Origin of the sequence: Flavobacterium sp. NRK F7 (genome assembly GCF_024054195.1) — a bacterium.
In the GTDB taxonomy this organism is placed as follows: Bacteria; Bacteroidota; Bacteroidia; order Flavobacteriales; family Flavobacteriaceae; genus Flavobacterium.
In genome coordinates this window covers 3687286-3702098 of record NZ_JAMXLB010000001.1, presented here as the reverse complement: position 1 = coordinate 3702098, position 14813 = coordinate 3687286, and the positions used below count along the sequence as shown (strand labels likewise).

The window sequence follows — 14813 nt, the reverse complement described above, 5'->3', positions numbered from 1 at the left end:
AGGTAAAAAGAAAAATAACTCCTAAATAACAAAAAACCTCTAATAGCCCCGATTGTAGTGGCATCCTTTTTATTTTTTTCCCAAAAAATAAAAAGATAGAACGAAAAGCGGGAACAGATAGCTTGATACTACTAAACCTCTGCTCCTAATTATTATCTTCTTTTGCCAAACGCTCTTCTTTCATCTTTTTTATCTTTTCTTTCCAAGTTGATGCCAGTTGGGTTAAATCAATTGGTTTTGCTGACGCTTGATTTTCGAGACTCCCTTGTCTAAAAGCGGTTACAAGAATACTTTCAATATGAAAATCTTCCAGTCTATCGTATGGTTTGTATTCTTCTTTAATATTAATGTCGAAAAGTTTAGCAGTATTGTTTGACCAAAAAGCTTTCCAACCGCTTTTATATTCTTTGATAAGATCAAAAGTAGTTTCGCCGGTTTGTCTATTAATGAGTTTTACTAAAATTTGCCCATCTTTTCTAGATAATTTTTTCAATTTGGGTTCGAATTCTTCTTGTAAATACTTTTCTACAATTTTAAAATATTTCTTTTTTTCTTTTTTGGTTTTCAGTTTTGCCATTGTTGCATTCAATTGCAATAATTTTTCTGAAGTTAATTTTGCATAAGGATAGGTCTTATATACTCTTCTTTTTAAGATAAGCAACTTCTTTCTTTCTTCATCTAAGCCTGAGATATCATTTTTTGAAACTACAATTTCATCCAATTGTATGGAATACAAAAGTGTTGAATCTTGAGCATTCATACGCAACGTATCTTGTATTTGAGCTTTTAATGATATACTTGTCAAAACAAATAAACAAATAATGTAATTTTTCATAGCTTAAAATTATACTCAAAAATAATTAAATAATGAATAAGTCTTGAACCAATTTTATAATTTAGCAAAAAAATAAATATTTTATGAGTTCTAAATCGTTATTAAACAAAGCATCACTTACTTTTTTAGAAAACTATTTAAATAATGCTTCCCCAACTGGATATGAATCGGAAGGGCAAAAGTTATGGATGGATTATTTAAAACCTTATGTAGATACATTTATTACCGATATATATGGTACGGCTGTTGGGGTTATTAATCCTGAAGCGCCATTTAAAGTAGTTATAGAAGGTCATAGTGATGAAATTTCATGGTATGTTAATTATATTACTGATGATGGTTTTATATATGTGATACGAAATGGTGGAAGTGATCATATGATTGCTCCATCGAAACGCGTTCACATTCACACAAAAAAAGGAATTGTAAAAGGAGTTTTTGGTTGGCCTGCCATTCATACCCGAAATAAATCTAAAGAAGAACCTGCCAGAATAGATAATATTTTTATTGATTGTGGTTGTGAAACAAAAGAAGAAGTGGAAAAATTAGGCATTCATGTGGGTTGTGTAGTTACTTATCCTGATGCTTTTGAAATTTTAAATGAGAACAAATTTATTTGCAGAGCGATAGACAATAGAATGGGTGGCTTTATGATTGCTGAAGTAGCCCGTTTACTCAAAGAAAACAAAAAAGAGCTCCCTTTTGGATTATATATAGTGAATTCAGTCCAAGAAGAAATTGGTTTACGTGGTGCGGAGATGATTACACAAACCATTAAACCAAATGTAGCTATAGTTACCGATGTTTGCCATGATACCACTACTCCAATGATTGATAAAAAAATTGAAGGCGATTTAAAAATGGGTAAAGGACCTGTTATTGCATATGCTCCAGCTACTCAAAATGTACTTCGAGAAATGATTGTGGATACAGCAGAAGCGAACAAAATTCCATTTCAACGACATGCAACTTCAAGAGTAACTGGAACAGACACTGATGCTTTTGCATATAGCAATGGTGGTGTAGCCTCGGCATTAATATCATTGCCTCTACGATATATGCATACCACGGTAGAAATGGTACACAGAGAAGATGTTGAGAATGTAATTCGATTGATATATGAAAGTCTCTTAAAAATAGAGAATAATCATAATTTTTCGTATTTTAAATAAAAAAAACAGCCTTTAAGGCTGTTTTTTTTGCATAATATTAACCAAAAATGATGTTTTACCGTTTTTATCCGCTCATTATCGATTTGTTTATGTTTCTTTAAGAATAATTTTGAGATTTGTGTTACCAAATTGAGTATGAAACTTTTACTATTTAATTTATTAACCAAATGCTTTATTATGAATTCAAAAAGAATTTTGTTTCTACTTTTAGTTTGCCCCTTTTTAATCTTTTCACAAGTAGGTATTGGAACTACTAATCCAACCCAACAATTAGACGTTAATGGAAATATAAGAATACGTGGTCTTTCGAATACAACTGGAGCCACTACTCCAGTATCTGTAACAGAAGACGGAACTTTAGTAACAGGATATAACAATGCTACTGCTCCAGGTATTAAATTTGTAGGGTTCCTATCGCACGATTTGTCTTTAAATTTAGATTATAACTTCAAAGACATTATTCTTTCTAATGAACTTTTGGATTTATTGAATGAATATAATACTACTACTGGTCGTTATTCTCCAACTATAGATGGTTATTATAAAGTTTCAATGGATTTTGATATAGGTGATTACACAAATAATTCAAAAGATTTAGATATATTAATTGGTCTTTGGGATTTTACAACTAATAATTGGGTTTTGAGAAGAACTTTCAAGCATAGAGATAATAATAATTCTGGAATGGGTGGAGGAAGAAATGAAAGTTATGGAATTACTAATTATTTACAACTAAGACAAGGTCATTCCTATGGTTTTAGAATATTTACAGATTATGATAGCAATGTAACCCGAGATGCAAAATTAAAAGCTAGCAATAGTGGTTCTACTGGAACATCATTATCAACAAATTTTTCAATTGAAAAAGTACTATAAAACAACTTCTTTTTATTCAACTAAAAAAGCCTTAAAATTTAATTTAAGGCTTTTTTTATTTTAAATATCCTATTTTTCTAAAAAACGTAAGACATTGGATTCAATTCTACTTTGAATGTCTGATATATCTGCTTTAACAAACTTCTCTCCTAATATGTTTTCGTAAAGCTCAATATATCTTTCTGAAACCGATTCTATATAAGCTTCAGACATTTCAGGAATTTGTTGTCCTTCTTTTCCTTGAAAACCATTCGCAATTAACCATTGACGTACAAATTCTTTAGACAATTGTTTTTGAGACTCTCCTTTATCCTGTCTTTCTTGATATCCTTCCAAATAAAAGTAGCGAGAAGAATCTGGCGTGTGAATCTCATCAATTAAAACAATTTTACCATCTTTGGTTTTCCCAAATTCGTATTTGGTATCCACTAAGATTAGTCCTTTTGAAGCAGCTATTTCTGTTCCTCTTTGAAATAAAGCTCTTGTATATTTTTCTAAGACAAGGTAATCTTCCTCAGAAACGATACCATTTTCTAAAATGGCTTCTCTAGAAATATCCTCATCATGCACTCCAAAATCAGCTTTTGTGGTAGGCGTAATTATTGGCTCAGGAAATTTATCATTTTCTTTTAAACCTTCTGGCAAATTAACCCCACAAAGCACTCTTTTTCCAGTAGCATATTCTCTTGCTGCATGTCCTGATAAATAACCCCTGATAACCATTTCCACTTTAAAAGGTTCACACAAATGTCCAACAGCCACATTAGGATCTGGAGTTGCAATAAGCCAATTAGGAACAATATCTTCTGTTAATTGCATGAAACGAGTTGCAATTTGATTTAAAATTTGTCCTTTATAAGGAATTCCTTTAGGCATAACTACATCAAAAGCAGAAAGTCTATCGGTAGCAATCATAACTAAAAGTTCATCATTAATATTATAAACTTCTCTAACTTTTCCGTGATAAACTGATTTTTGATTTGGGAAACTGAAATTAGTTTTTGTAATAGTATTCATTAAATGTTGTGTTGTTGAAGTGCAAATGTAAACTGTTTCACAATGCTAAACAATATCAAGAATAAAAAAAGGGAGAAATTTACTTTCTCCCTTTTTTTATTCTTGATAGATAACTTGTTATTTAAAACGAATATTATAGGTTAGTCCTAAACCAACAGTTTGTAAATCAACATCGTTTTCTGCAAATGTATTTTGATAGAATGCATAAATATTCCAATCTCTATTATGGTAACCAATTTGAGGGTTAACATACAAACCACCTTCATTATTTTCTACATTAGAAAGGAATCCATACCCTAAATCAGAACCAAAAAACAATCCGCTCGGTGTGAAATAATAACGTAGAAATCCTGCAACTGGGATTACTCCAAAATCTTCAAAATCGTCTTTTGCGAAGTAATGTGTATATCCTGAAGCGATACCAATAGCAAAATTTGGGTTGAATAAATATTGACCTCTAAGATCAACTCCTAAATTAAAAGAAGATACATCTGATGCATCTCCAACTGGAACACCTGCCACTAATCCTGCTTTAAGCCATGAGTTATCTGGTGTAATATCAATTTCTTCTTGTGCAAAAATTGGACTTAATCCTAATAATCCAATAATTAAAAATAACTTTTTCATAATGTTTATTCTTTTAATATTATGGTACAAATTTCAATGATTTCGTTTGGGAATCACTTACATCATTTTGACAAAAATTTATAGAATTAAAAGAAATGACATCTTAACTTATAAAACACAAAGATTTAAAAGAAATATAAAAGTAAAATTTATGAGTTTAAAAACTTTAACTCTTTTAAAATAGTTATTCCTTTTGGCTCTACATTTTCAATACGTTCAAAATCATCTTTATTATCAGCATTTTTGAAATAAATCTTTAAGCTCTTAAAAGAATACTCCATCGTATTAATTTTATGTAGTGGAATTTTGTATTGGGAACCAGAACCTGCTCTAAAATAATAGAAAGATGAAATTAATAATAGTATAATTCCTAATGGGAGCATGAACTTTCCGCTTTTTCCATTAGTTACATTAAAATATAGTAATAATGAAAATGCTAACAACATCACATAAAAGCTATAGGTCTTTATTTTTTTTCGAGTTGCTATGCTTTTAGATTTTGCAGATTTTTCAGCAAGTGAATCGGTTTCTGACCAATTTCCAGTTTGGGTTAAATATAAATAGGTCGCATCAATATTAATGTATCCTTTCTCGTATTTAAAAAAATCTTTCATACTCTTATCTATTTAAAACCATTTTTTTAATTAACTTATTAAATAAACGATATCCTAAAATCCTTCTTAAATAGCGCATAAAATTAGCATCGAAACCAATCGTATATTTTCTAAAGCTTTTTTGAGGATTTTCAGCAATATCATATAATTTAAGAATGATTTTTGAGGTTAAATCCCTATTCTTTTTGGTTTTCTTTTGTAAAATAGTATTAATTTTTCCCATCATTTCATCATAGGAAGGAATGTTTGAGTCATCACAAACTGTAACATTCTTTTGAAAATTGGTAGGTGCATTTCCAAATTGAACTGTACAAACACTAACATTAAAATCTAATAATTCATAGGACATGCACTCGGAAAAACTTTCAACAGCCCTTTTTGTAGCATGATAAAAATTACCTAAAGGTAAATTTACTAATCCAGCTACAGAAGAAATATTAATAAAAGTTCCCTTTTTTTGTTTTCTAAAAACGGGTATAAAAGCTCTACAAACTTTAATTACACCAACTAAATTAACATTTACAATCGTATCAATTTTAGAATCTTCTGAGAGTTCAACAAAACTTCTATATCCTAAGCCAGCATTATTAATAATAACATCTATAGTTTCAAACTTACTTAGGATTTCTTGTTTTGCTTTTTCTATGCTTTCTGTTGAAGTAACATCTAATTCATAACAAAAGACATTGGGCCATGTTAATAAATCTTCAGCTAAATCTATATCAATCATAGTTGCTATGACATTCCATCCGTTTTTAGCAAAATATTTAGTCGTTAGTTTACCAAGACCGCCTGAGGCACCGGTAATGAGTATACTTTTCAAAATGTTTTCTTTTTTAATTGTTGCAAATAAAGTTTATTTGAAAGACAATAACAAAAAAAGATGCTGTATTATGTATACAGCACCTTCAATCAATTATAACTCAAGAAATAAAAACTATAATGTAGACCAAATAGAATAGCTATTAGGAGGACATTGAATTTTAACCCATTTATCGCCTTGTGTAGTAGGATACCAACTGGAATTTCCTGTATAATCTTTTATTGTAGTACTTGCCCAATTGGTTTGAATCCATCTTTCTTGCCAAGAATTCGAATTATTCAAATACACTACTAAACCAGGATTTCCATTGTATCCATTTCTTCTAGCGATATATTCATCATTATCAGCATATAAAATGGAAGTATTTCCAGTTGCTTTGTTGTTATGAATCCATATTAAATTATTTAATTTATTTTTGTCTAACCATTCTTCATAATCTCTATAAAAAATAGTTGGATAACCTTCGTGCGTTAATATATAAGCATAAGCCAATGTTTTTTTCCAAATTTGATCGGTATCATGATTAGAAACAAAAGTCACTGCTCTAAAAGGTCTTCTTTTCCAAAGCATATCACCCGTACTTAACTTGGTTAAATCATTTCCATCGAAAGCTTCATCCATTTTATAATAACACGCAAAATCAAAAGCAGAACTATTGGCATTATCACACCACCATTCTAAAGTTGCTGCATTACCATCCCAATATTCACCAACAGAAAAACCTCCCACATTTGCATTCCATTGATTCACTACCCATGGACCAAATCCTTTTACATAATCAAAACGCCATCCATCAAATTTCATCGTGTTTTTATAATATTTTCCCACAGCATCCGCTCTTCCCCACAACCAATCTTGTACATAAGGATTCGCATGACATAAATCTGGAAAACCTCCAAAACTTCCTTCGTCGTTATTCCCATACGCGTTTTTATAAAAGTCATTATAACTTCTATTAAATTTTCCTGAGGCTACATTAAATTTAGTGTAGGTGTTTGTTCCTGTGTACGGATTATATTCCGATTGTCCGCCACTATTATGGTTAATAACAATATCAGCATAAACTTTCATGTTTTCGTTATGAGCAGCGGTAATTAAACTAGTCAATTCAGTCTTAGAACCAAAACGCGTTTCAACTGTTCCATTTTGATTGTAATTCCCAAAATCATAATAATCGGTTGGATCATATCCCATGGAAAAAGGCCCATTTTGTGCTTTTGAAGCTGGTGGTAACCAAATCGATTCGATACCAGCATTTCCCCAAGCTGTAACTTTTCCTTTTACCACATTCCACCAAGTTCCTCCAGCTGGAACATCCCAATAAAATCCTTGCATCATAACGCCTCCTCCAGCATTAGCCACATATTTGGAATTTAAATTGGATTTATCATCTCCTGTACTAAACGGACGACCATCGTGATGGGTTACTTCAATGACTTTAAAATTTCTGGAATCTTCTTCATTTTTGTTGATTGCATCTTCTTGCTCACAAGAAAAGAAAGAAAATACGAAGCAAGACGCCAATAAACGTAGTTGATTTGTTTGTTTCATATGTTAAATAATTATAGATTTTCGTTTGTTATCGTTTGGTTATAATAAAGAATTAAAAAAAACCGATTTAATTTAAATTTGTTTAATTTTTTATCTAAATTAATATAAATTTCGTATTTATTTCATTCAAAAAATACGAATACCTTAACGAAAACGATTTCGTGTTGATAAATTTTACTAAAACGTTATAGAAACAATCAAGAACTTAAAATTTTGTGATAAAAAAAAAGCCAATTAACTGAATAATTGGCTTTTAAATAATTGATATTATTATTAATCGTGGTTTTCAATGCTTTTGTAAGCATCAATAATCTTTTTAACTAATTTATGACGCACAATATCCTTATCGTCTAAATAGATAATACCAACGCCTTCTACGTCTTTTAAAATTAATATGGCTTCTTTCAAACCAGAAATAGTTCTTCTTGGTAAATCGACTTGGCCAGGATCTCCTGTAATCATAAACTTGGCGTTTTTACCCATTCGCGTTAAAAACATTTTCATTTGACTATGGGTGGTATTTTGTGCTTCATCTAAAATTACAAAAGCATTATCTAAGGTACGCCCTCTCATAAAAGCAAGAGGTGCAATTTGAATAATTCCTTTTAAAATATAATCTTCTAATTTTTCAGGAGGAATCATATCGCGCAAAGCATCATACAAAGGTTGCATGTAAGGATCTAGTTTTTCTTTCATATCCCCTGGTAAAAAACCTAAATTCTCACCTGCTTCAACAGCTGGTCTTGTTAAAATAATACGCTTTACTTGTTTTTCTTTTAATGCTTTAACTGCCATAGCAACTCCAGTATAGGTTTTACCTGTTCCAGCAGGGCCAATAGCAAAAACCATATCATTTTTTACAATGGTTTCCACTAATTTTTGCTGATTGGGCGTCATTGCTTTAATTAACTTGCCACTTACACCATGCACTAGAATCTTATCTCTATCATGCATATATTGTGTTTCTTGTGCGTCACTTTCTAATACTCTAGCTACTACATTTTCATCAATGGTATTATATCGAGTGAAATGAAGCATTAATCGTTTGAACTTGACTTCAAATTCTTCTAAAATTTCTTCCTCTCCATAAACCTTAAGTGTCGTGCCTCTCGCCACAAATTTTAATTTGGGATAATATTTTTTAATGGCTTCTAAATGAACATCTTGTGCCCCCCAAAAATCCTTTGGTGTAATCTCTACTAATTCAATGTTTCTCTCGTTCAAATGCTTTCTTTTTAAATTATTTTTGTTGTACTAAAATTATGCTAGCTTTGTAATCTATTTTTGATCATAAATGTTTTTCAATCTATCCATTTTAGATTCTTTTTTATGCTTTTTAGTAGTATAAAAAAGAGTATGATTTCAAATTTAAGAAAAACATGGCTAGCATCTTTAATAAGTTATAAACAAAAATATGTCAATAATTACGCTTACAACCGATTTTGGATTAAAGGACCATTTTGTGGGTGCTTTGAAAGGTAAGTTAATTTCTAGCATTGAAAACCCAACTATAGTTGACATCTCACATGATATTGATTTATTTAATACATTAGAAGCTAGTTATTGTATTGCTGCAGCGTATAAAAACTTTCCGAAAGGTACTATTCATATTATAGGAGTTGATAGTGAAAAGACTGATAGTACACAACATATTGCTATGCAATGGGAAGACCATTATTTTATATGTGCCGATAATGGTATTTTAAGTGCCCTAATTCAAAAAAAGATTCCTCAAAAGATGGTCGCCATTTCCATTCATGATCGCCTGCAAGAAGAACCTACACCTATGAATGTTTTTGTAGCTGTAGCTTCTCATATTACAAGAGGTGGTCTTTTAAATGTAATTGGCAAAGAAATTACCGAGTTAAAAATAGTGAATGAATTAACACCTGTAATTGCTACTGATGCAAGTTCAATTAAAGGAAGCGTTATCTATATTGATCAATTTGGAAATTGTGTGACTAACATTTCTAAAAAAATGTTTGAAGAAATTGCTTTAAAAAGGGCTTTCACGATTTCGTTTCATACAAAGAAATTGGAACGCATTCATCGCTATTATTCTGATTTTAAAAATATAGACAAGTATTCCTTAAAAACATTTGAAGGGAATGCTTTGGCTCTTTTTAATGAGAATGACTATTTAGAAATAGCAATATATAAAAGTAATCCTAAAACGGTAGGTTCAGCTTCCACTTTATTAGGTTTAAAATTTAGAGATGTTGTAACAATAACTTTTAAAGAATAAAAATGTTTGTACGAATTGTAAAAATGCATTTTCAAGAAAGCCAAATTGAAACTTTCTTGGACAATTTCAATAAGGTAAAAGAAAAAATTCGAAATTTTGAAGGAAATCAATTCTTAGAATTATATCAAGATAAACAAAACCCTTGTATTTTTTTTACCTACAGCTATTGGGAAACAGAAGAAAATTTAGAAGCATACAGAAATTCAGTACTTTTTAAAAAAGTTTGGGGAGAAACAAAAATATTATTTAGTGACAAACCAGAAGCATGGAGTGTCGATAAAGTAATCTCACTTCCTTAAACTATAATAATGTTAAAATAAGGACAGTCGATTTGTATTTCAAGTAATATAGTACATTTGCAAGGAAAATAATTGAAACAACTCTTTTGGTTAAAACTATTTTGATACTAAAAAAACATGAAAGCATTACTTATTAGGGAAATAAAATCTTTTTTTGGATCACCCATAGGCTATTTGGTAATTGCCATTTTTTTAATTCTGAATGGCTTATTTTTATGGGTTTTTGACGGAGAATTTAATATCCTAAATTCAGGATTTGCCGATTTAAGTCCGTTCTTCAAATTAGCACCATGGATTTTAATTTTTTTAATTCCAGCTGTAACCATGCGAAGCATATCCGATGAAAAAAAACAAGGTACTATTGAATTACTTTTTACAAAACCATTATCCACTTGGGAAATTGTAAATGGTAAATTCTTAGGCGCTTTTGTATTAATTATCATTGCATTACTCCCAACCTATATTTATGTATGGATGATTTCTTATTTTGGAAATCCTCCTGGTAATATTGATATGGGAAGTACTTTAGGGTCTTATTTTGGATTATTATTTTTAATTGCAGGTTACACCGCAATTGGTCTATTTACATCATCGCTTTCAGACAACCAAATCATTGCCTTTATTTTAGCTGTATTTATTTGTTTTATCTTTTATTTTGGTTTTGATGGAGTGGCGAACAGTTTTGCTGAAAACAGCAGAATAATTGCTGCCATTGGTATGGATTTTCACTTTAGAAGCATCAGTCGAGGTGTAATTGATACCAGAGATATAACCTATTTTGTCAGCATAACGGTATTATTTTTGGCAATGACTGTTTACCAACTAAAAAGAATGAGAGGATAATGAAAAATTCAAAAAAACAAAACCTGAAATCATTAGCACTTATACTGATCCTTTTAATTGCTATTAATAGTCTTAGTTTTTACTTTTTTAAACGTTTCGATTTAACAGAAGACAAACGTTATACTCTTTCAGAAACTTCTTTGAATATCATTAAAAATGTAGATAGTCCTTTAATAGTTGATGTGTTTTTAGAAGGAAACTTTCCACCTGATTTCAAACGTTTACAAAATGAAACCAGAGAATTATTAGAAGAATTTGCCGCTTACAACCCAAATATCATTATCAATTTTGTAAATCCTATTGAAAAAGAAGAAGAGCGTGTTGCTGTAATGAAACAATTTTACGAAAGAGGATTACAACCTTTAAACATTACTGTAGATGATAAAGGCAAACAAACACAAGAAGTGGTTTTTCCATGGGCAGTAGCTAGTTATGGAGATAAAGGTGCTAAAGTAGCCTTATTAAAAAACTTAATGGGTGCCTCCACCGAAGAAAAAGTAATCAGTTCGGTACAACATTTGGAATTTGCTTTTGCAGAAGCTTTTAACAAGATTACCAAAGAGAAACAAAAGAAAATTGCTATTATTAAAGGAAACGGTGAATTACAAGATATTTATATCGCAGATTTCTTAAAGACAGTTCGTGAAAGCTATTTTCTTGCCCCTTTTACATTAGATTCAGTAAGTGCAAAACCAAAAGAAACTTTATCCGCTTTAGAAAATTATGATTTAGCCATTGTAGCAAAACCTACAGAAGCCTTTAGCGATGAAGAAAAACAAGTGCTAGATCAATTTATTATGAATGGTGGTAAAACGCTTTGGTTACTAGACAATGTACACGCAAATTATGAAGATTTGTACAACGAAACAGGTAGCATTTTAGCACAAAACAATGATCTAAATCTAACAGAAATGTTTTTTAAATATGGGATTCGAATTAATCCTTTATTAATAAAAGACGAACAAGCGATACCGATTAAATTAGCTACAGGTCAACAAGGAAGTAATACGCAATACCAACAATATTTCTGGAAATTTTCTCCTTTTGTATATCCTTCAACCCAACATCCTTTGGTAAAAAACATGGAAGGAATTAAGTTTGAGTTTGCTTCGCCAATCGAACTCTTAAATAATAATATTAAAAAAACGGTTCTTTTAAGCAGCTCAGAGTATTCAAAACCCATTGGAACACCAGCGCCTATTTCATTAGACATTGTTACTGAAGAAACGAAACCCGAAGAATATACCGGTAAAGGATTAATGCCAGTTGCTGTCCTTTTAGAAGGACAATTTAATTCCATGTATACCAATCGTGTTTTACCTTTTAAAGATGCTACTTTCAAAAAAGAAAGTCCTCAAAATAAAATGATTGTCATTTCTGATGGTGATGTGATTAAAAATCAAATAGAAAAAGGAGCTCCTTTAGAATTAGGATTTGATAAATGGACCAACAATCTCTATGGAAACAAAGAATTTCTGATGAATTGCGTGAATTATTTATTAGACGATACAGGACTTATCAACATAAGAAGTAAGGATGTTTCTTTACCTTTACTAAATAAAGAAAGAGTGTACCAAAATTATTCTTGGGCTCAAATGATAACTGTCGGATTACCAATTGTAATTTTAGCTATATTTGGCATTCTTTTTACCTATTTAAGAAAAAAAGTATATAGCAAGTAGATGTTAATAAAATGTTTTTGTGATTGCTAATAATTTAGAATATATTTGTGCAACTAAAATCATAAACGGTTTTAAAATAAAAAAATAATGAAGTTCATAGTTTCGAGTTCATATTTATTAAAACAACTTCAAGTATTAGGAAGTGTTATTAATAGTAGTAATACGTTACCCATTTTAGATAACTTTTTATTTGAATTAGATAACAGTAAACTTACTGTTTCTGCATCTGATTTAGAAACGACCATGTCGGCGAGTTTAGAAATAGACTCAACTAGCCAAGGTAGTGTTGCTGTTCCAGCAAAGTTATTATTAGACATCCTTAAAACATTCCCAGAACAACCTTTAACTTTTACAGTTGAAGAAAATAGTACGGTAGAAATTAGTTCTAATTCTGGTAAATATGCTATTGCTTATGCACCAGGTGAAGAGTTTCCAAAAGCGGTTGCTTTAGAAGATCCTTCTTCAACTATTGTTCCTGCTGAAGTATTAGCTACCGCTGTTAGTAAAACTATTTTTGCTGCAGGTAATGATGATTTAAGACCTGTTATGAGTGGTGTGTTTTTTCAATTTTCACCAGATGGTTTAATATTTGTAGCTACAGATGCCCATAAATTAGTTAAATATGCACGTACCGATGTAAAAGCTTCTCAAGTAGCTGATTTTATTATGCCGAAAAAACCTTTAAATATTTTAAAAGGTATTTTAGCAGCTTCAGACGCTGAAGTAAAAATTGAATATAACGATGCAAATGCTACCTTTTCTTTTGAAAACTATGTATTAACCTGTCGTTTAATCGATGGGAAATATCCAAATTATGAAGCGGTAATTCCTAAAGAAAATCCAAATAAATTATTAATCAATAGAGTACAATTTTTAAGCTCAGTGCGTCGTGTGGCCATTTTTGCTAATAAAACAACGCATCAAATTCGATTGAAAATTGCTGGTACAGAATTGAATATTTCTGCTGAAGATATTGATTACTCTAATAAAGCTGATGAAAGATTAACTTGTGACTATCAAGGTGATGATATGCAAATTGGTTTTAACTCTCGTTTCTTAACAGAAATGTTAAACAATTTAACCAGTGATGAAATTCAGTTAGAAATGTCTATGCCAAACAGAGCAGGTATTCTTACTCCTGTAGATGGTTTAGATGATGGCGAAACCGTAACTATGTTGGTTATGCCAGTTATGTTAAGTAACTAAAAAACACAAAATTGATATCAGAGAATAGGTGGTAATTTATATGCTATTTTACTCCTACACTATTCTCTCAAAATAACTATAACCAACCTTAACCCAAAAACCGCATGTACTGAAAAGGAATTGCGGTTTTTATTTTTTTGTGCTTAATTTAAATATTATCAAGAACTTATAAAACCAGTACAACGTTTTTTTCGTAAGTAAAGTAAACCATTCAGTTTACATATCATGAAAAAAATAATTATACTATCCGTCTTTCTTTTATCTCAAATCAATGCTTTTAGTCAATATATCAATTACCAATTTTATGAAGATTTTCTAACGAAATATGTTTCCGAAGAAGGTTATGTTGATTATGATGCTATTTATGAAAATCATACGGATTTAAAACAGGTCATTGACCGATTTGAAAAATTAGAAACGTATTCCAATTGGAGTAAAAACCAAGAATTATCCCATTGGATTAATATTTACAATGTATATTCAATTAAATTGATTATTGACAACTTTCCTATCAATAGTATTCGAGATGTGTCTCAATCTTTTGATTTACGCTTTATACCTGTAAAAAACCAATTGGTTTCACTAAATTATATTGAAAAGGAAATTTTGAGTAAAACTTTAGACGAACGCATTCATTTTGCCATCAATTGTGCTTCCATATCTTGTCCAAATATCAATAGAGTGCCTTTTTATGCTGATACCATAGATGACCAACTCGAAGTTGCAGCAAAAAAATTTATCAATAATACAACCAAAAATGATATCAGTAGAAAAGAAGTCAAATTATCTAAAATATTTGATTGGTTTGCAGCTGATTTTTTAAAAAATAATGCCACAGTAATAGATTATATCAATAAATATTCTGACACTCGTATTAAAGAAAACGCTGAAATTCAGTATTTAGAGTACAATTGGAGTTTGAACAGTCAAGTTAAATTTGCTACAAAAGAATTCTTAGCCTTAAAATAATTTCACTTTTTTAATTAATTATTTCTTTATTACCCAAAAGCTACATTACAATGC

15 protein-coding genes are annotated in these 14813 nt (G+C 30.4%); 8 read left to right on the top strand and 7 right to left on the bottom strand.

Annotated elements, in window-relative coordinates:
• Positions 1-145: 145 nt before the first annotated feature.
• Positions 146-835, bottom strand: a complete 690-nt coding sequence (locus NHF47_RS16985; RefSeq protein ID WP_252766040.1) for a DUF4294 domain-containing protein — start codon at positions 833-835, stop codon at positions 146-148.
• Positions 836-918: 83 nt separating this feature from the next.
• On the opposite strand from NHF47_RS16985, the gene NHF47_RS16980 reads away from it, so the two are divergent.
• Both NHF47_RS16980 and NHF47_RS16975 read left to right on the top strand, forming a co-directional pair.
• Positions 919-2007, top strand: a complete 1089-nt coding sequence (locus NHF47_RS16980) for a M42 family metallopeptidase (protein WP_252766039.1) — start codon at positions 919-921, stop codon at positions 2005-2007.
• A gap of 177 nt (positions 2008-2184) precedes the next feature.
• Complete coding sequence (locus tag NHF47_RS16975; protein WP_252766038.1) at positions 2185-2883, top strand: hypothetical protein; 699 nt, start codon at positions 2185-2187, stop codon at positions 2881-2883.
• Positions 2884-2952: 69 nt separating this feature from the next.
• Here NHF47_RS16975 and NHF47_RS16970 read toward each other — a convergent pair whose 3' ends face one another.
• The 6 genes from NHF47_RS16970 to NHF47_RS16945 all read right to left on the bottom strand — a co-directional run bounded on the left by NHF47_RS16970 (position 2953) and on the right by NHF47_RS16945 (position 8739).
• Positions 2953-3900, bottom strand: a complete 948-nt coding sequence (locus NHF47_RS16970; protein ID WP_252766037.1) for a phosphoribosylaminoimidazolesuccinocarboxamide synthase — start codon at positions 3898-3900, stop codon at positions 2953-2955.
• Between the two features lie 117 nt (positions 3901-4017).
• Complete coding sequence (locus NHF47_RS16965) at positions 4018-4527, bottom strand: hypothetical protein (RefSeq protein ID WP_252766036.1); 510 nt, start codon at positions 4525-4527, stop codon at positions 4018-4020.
• 149 nt (positions 4528-4676) lie between these two features.
• Positions 4677-5141: a hypothetical protein gene (locus NHF47_RS16960; RefSeq protein WP_252766035.1), complete on the bottom strand. Its 465-nt coding sequence runs from the start codon at positions 5139-5141 to the stop codon at positions 4677-4679.
• Between the two features lie 4 nt (positions 5142-5145).
• Entirely contained in the window at positions 5146-5964 is an 819-nt protein-coding gene (locus NHF47_RS16955; protein WP_252766034.1) for an SDR family NAD(P)-dependent oxidoreductase, read from the bottom strand.
• A gap of 114 nt (positions 5965-6078) precedes the next feature.
• Positions 6079-7515 (bottom strand): alpha-amylase, encoded by a 1437-nt coding sequence (locus NHF47_RS16950; RefSeq protein WP_252766033.1) that lies wholly within the window; start codon positions 7513-7515, stop codon positions 6079-6081.
• 273 nt (positions 7516-7788) lie between these two features.
• Positions 7789-8739, bottom strand: a complete 951-nt coding sequence (locus tag NHF47_RS16945; RefSeq protein WP_252766032.1) for a PhoH family protein — start codon at positions 8737-8739, stop codon at positions 7789-7791.
• A 190-nt stretch (positions 8740-8929) separates the two neighbouring features.
• On the opposite strand from NHF47_RS16945, the gene NHF47_RS16940 reads away from it, so the two are divergent.
• The 6 genes from NHF47_RS16940 (at position 8930) to NHF47_RS16915 (ending at position 14759) form a co-directional block, all read left to right on the top strand.
• Positions 8930-9760, top strand: coding sequence for an S-adenosyl-l-methionine hydroxide adenosyltransferase family protein (locus NHF47_RS16940; protein ID WP_252766031.1), 831 nt, complete (start codon positions 8930-8932; stop codon positions 9758-9760).
• A 2-nt stretch (positions 9761-9762) separates the two neighbouring features.
• A complete protein-coding gene (locus NHF47_RS16935; RefSeq protein WP_252766030.1) occupies positions 9763-10059 on the top strand; it encodes a putative quinol monooxygenase in 297 nt (98 codons plus the stop codon).
• A gap of 117 nt (positions 10060-10176) precedes the next feature.
• Positions 10177-10902 (top strand): gliding motility-associated ABC transporter permease subunit GldF, encoded by a 726-nt coding sequence (gene gldF / locus NHF47_RS16930; RefSeq protein ID WP_252766029.1) that lies wholly within the window; start codon positions 10177-10179, stop codon positions 10900-10902.
• Positions 10902-12584 carry a gliding motility-associated ABC transporter substrate-binding protein GldG gene (gene gldG / locus NHF47_RS16925; protein WP_252766028.1) on the top strand — a complete coding sequence of 561 codons (1683 nt, stop codon included), beginning with the start codon at positions 10902-10904 and terminating at the stop codon, positions 12582-12584. The genes gldF and gldG overlap by 1 nt, the downstream gene beginning before the upstream one ends.
• Positions 12585-12671: 87 nt before the next feature.
• Positions 12672-13790, top strand: a complete 1119-nt coding sequence (gene dnaN / locus NHF47_RS16920; RefSeq protein WP_140997866.1) for a DNA polymerase III subunit beta — start codon at positions 12672-12674, stop codon at positions 13788-13790.
• Between the two features lie 225 nt (positions 13791-14015).
• The gene (locus NHF47_RS16915; protein WP_252766027.1) at positions 14016-14759 is read left to right on the top strand and encodes a DUF547 domain-containing protein; all 744 of its coding nucleotides are present in this window, start codon (positions 14016-14018) and stop codon (positions 14757-14759) included.
• Positions 14760-14813 lie beyond the last annotated feature (54 nt).

Excerpts from the sequence above, each read along its gene's own strand:
- NHF47_RS16970 (WP_252766037.1), bottom strand. The coding sequence starts at position 3,900 with ATGAATACTATTACAAAAACTAATTTCAGTTTCCCAAATCAAAAATCA.
- dnaN (WP_140997866.1), top strand. The coding sequence starts at position 12,672 with ATGAAGTTCATAGTTTCGAGTTCATATTTATTAAAACAACTTCAAGTA.
- NHF47_RS16985 (WP_252766040.1), bottom strand. The coding sequence starts at position 835 with ATGAAAAATTACATTATTTGTTTATTTGTTTTGACAAGTATATCATTA.
- gldF (WP_252766029.1), top strand. The coding sequence starts at position 10,177 with ATGAAAGCATTACTTATTAGGGAAATAAAATCTTTTTTTGGATCACCC.
- NHF47_RS16960 (WP_252766035.1), bottom strand. The coding sequence starts at position 5,141 with ATGAAAGATTTTTTTAAATACGAGAAAGGATACATTAATATTGATGCG.
- NHF47_RS16915 (WP_252766027.1), top strand. The coding sequence starts at position 14,016 with ATGAAAAAAATAATTATACTATCCGTCTTTCTTTTATCTCAAATCAAT.
- NHF47_RS16980 (WP_252766039.1), top strand. The coding sequence starts at position 919 with ATGAGTTCTAAATCGTTATTAAACAAAGCATCACTTACTTTTTTAGAA.
- NHF47_RS16940 (WP_252766031.1), top strand. The coding sequence starts at position 8,930 with ATGTCAATAATTACGCTTACAACCGATTTTGGATTAAAGGACCATTTT.
- NHF47_RS16935 (WP_252766030.1), top strand. The coding sequence starts at position 9,763 with ATGTTTGTACGAATTGTAAAAATGCATTTTCAAGAAAGCCAAATTGAA.
- NHF47_RS16965 (WP_252766036.1), bottom strand. The coding sequence starts at position 4,527 with ATGAAAAAGTTATTTTTAATTATTGGATTATTAGGATTAAGTCCAATT.
- NHF47_RS16950 (WP_252766033.1), bottom strand. The coding sequence starts at position 7,515 with ATGAAACAAACAAATCAACTACGTTTATTGGCGTCTTGCTTCGTATTT.
- gldG (WP_252766028.1), top strand. The coding sequence starts at position 10,902 with ATGAAAAATTCAAAAAAACAAAACCTGAAATCATTAGCACTTATACTG.
- NHF47_RS16975 (WP_252766038.1), top strand. The coding sequence starts at position 2,185 with ATGAATTCAAAAAGAATTTTGTTTCTACTTTTAGTTTGCCCCTTTTTA.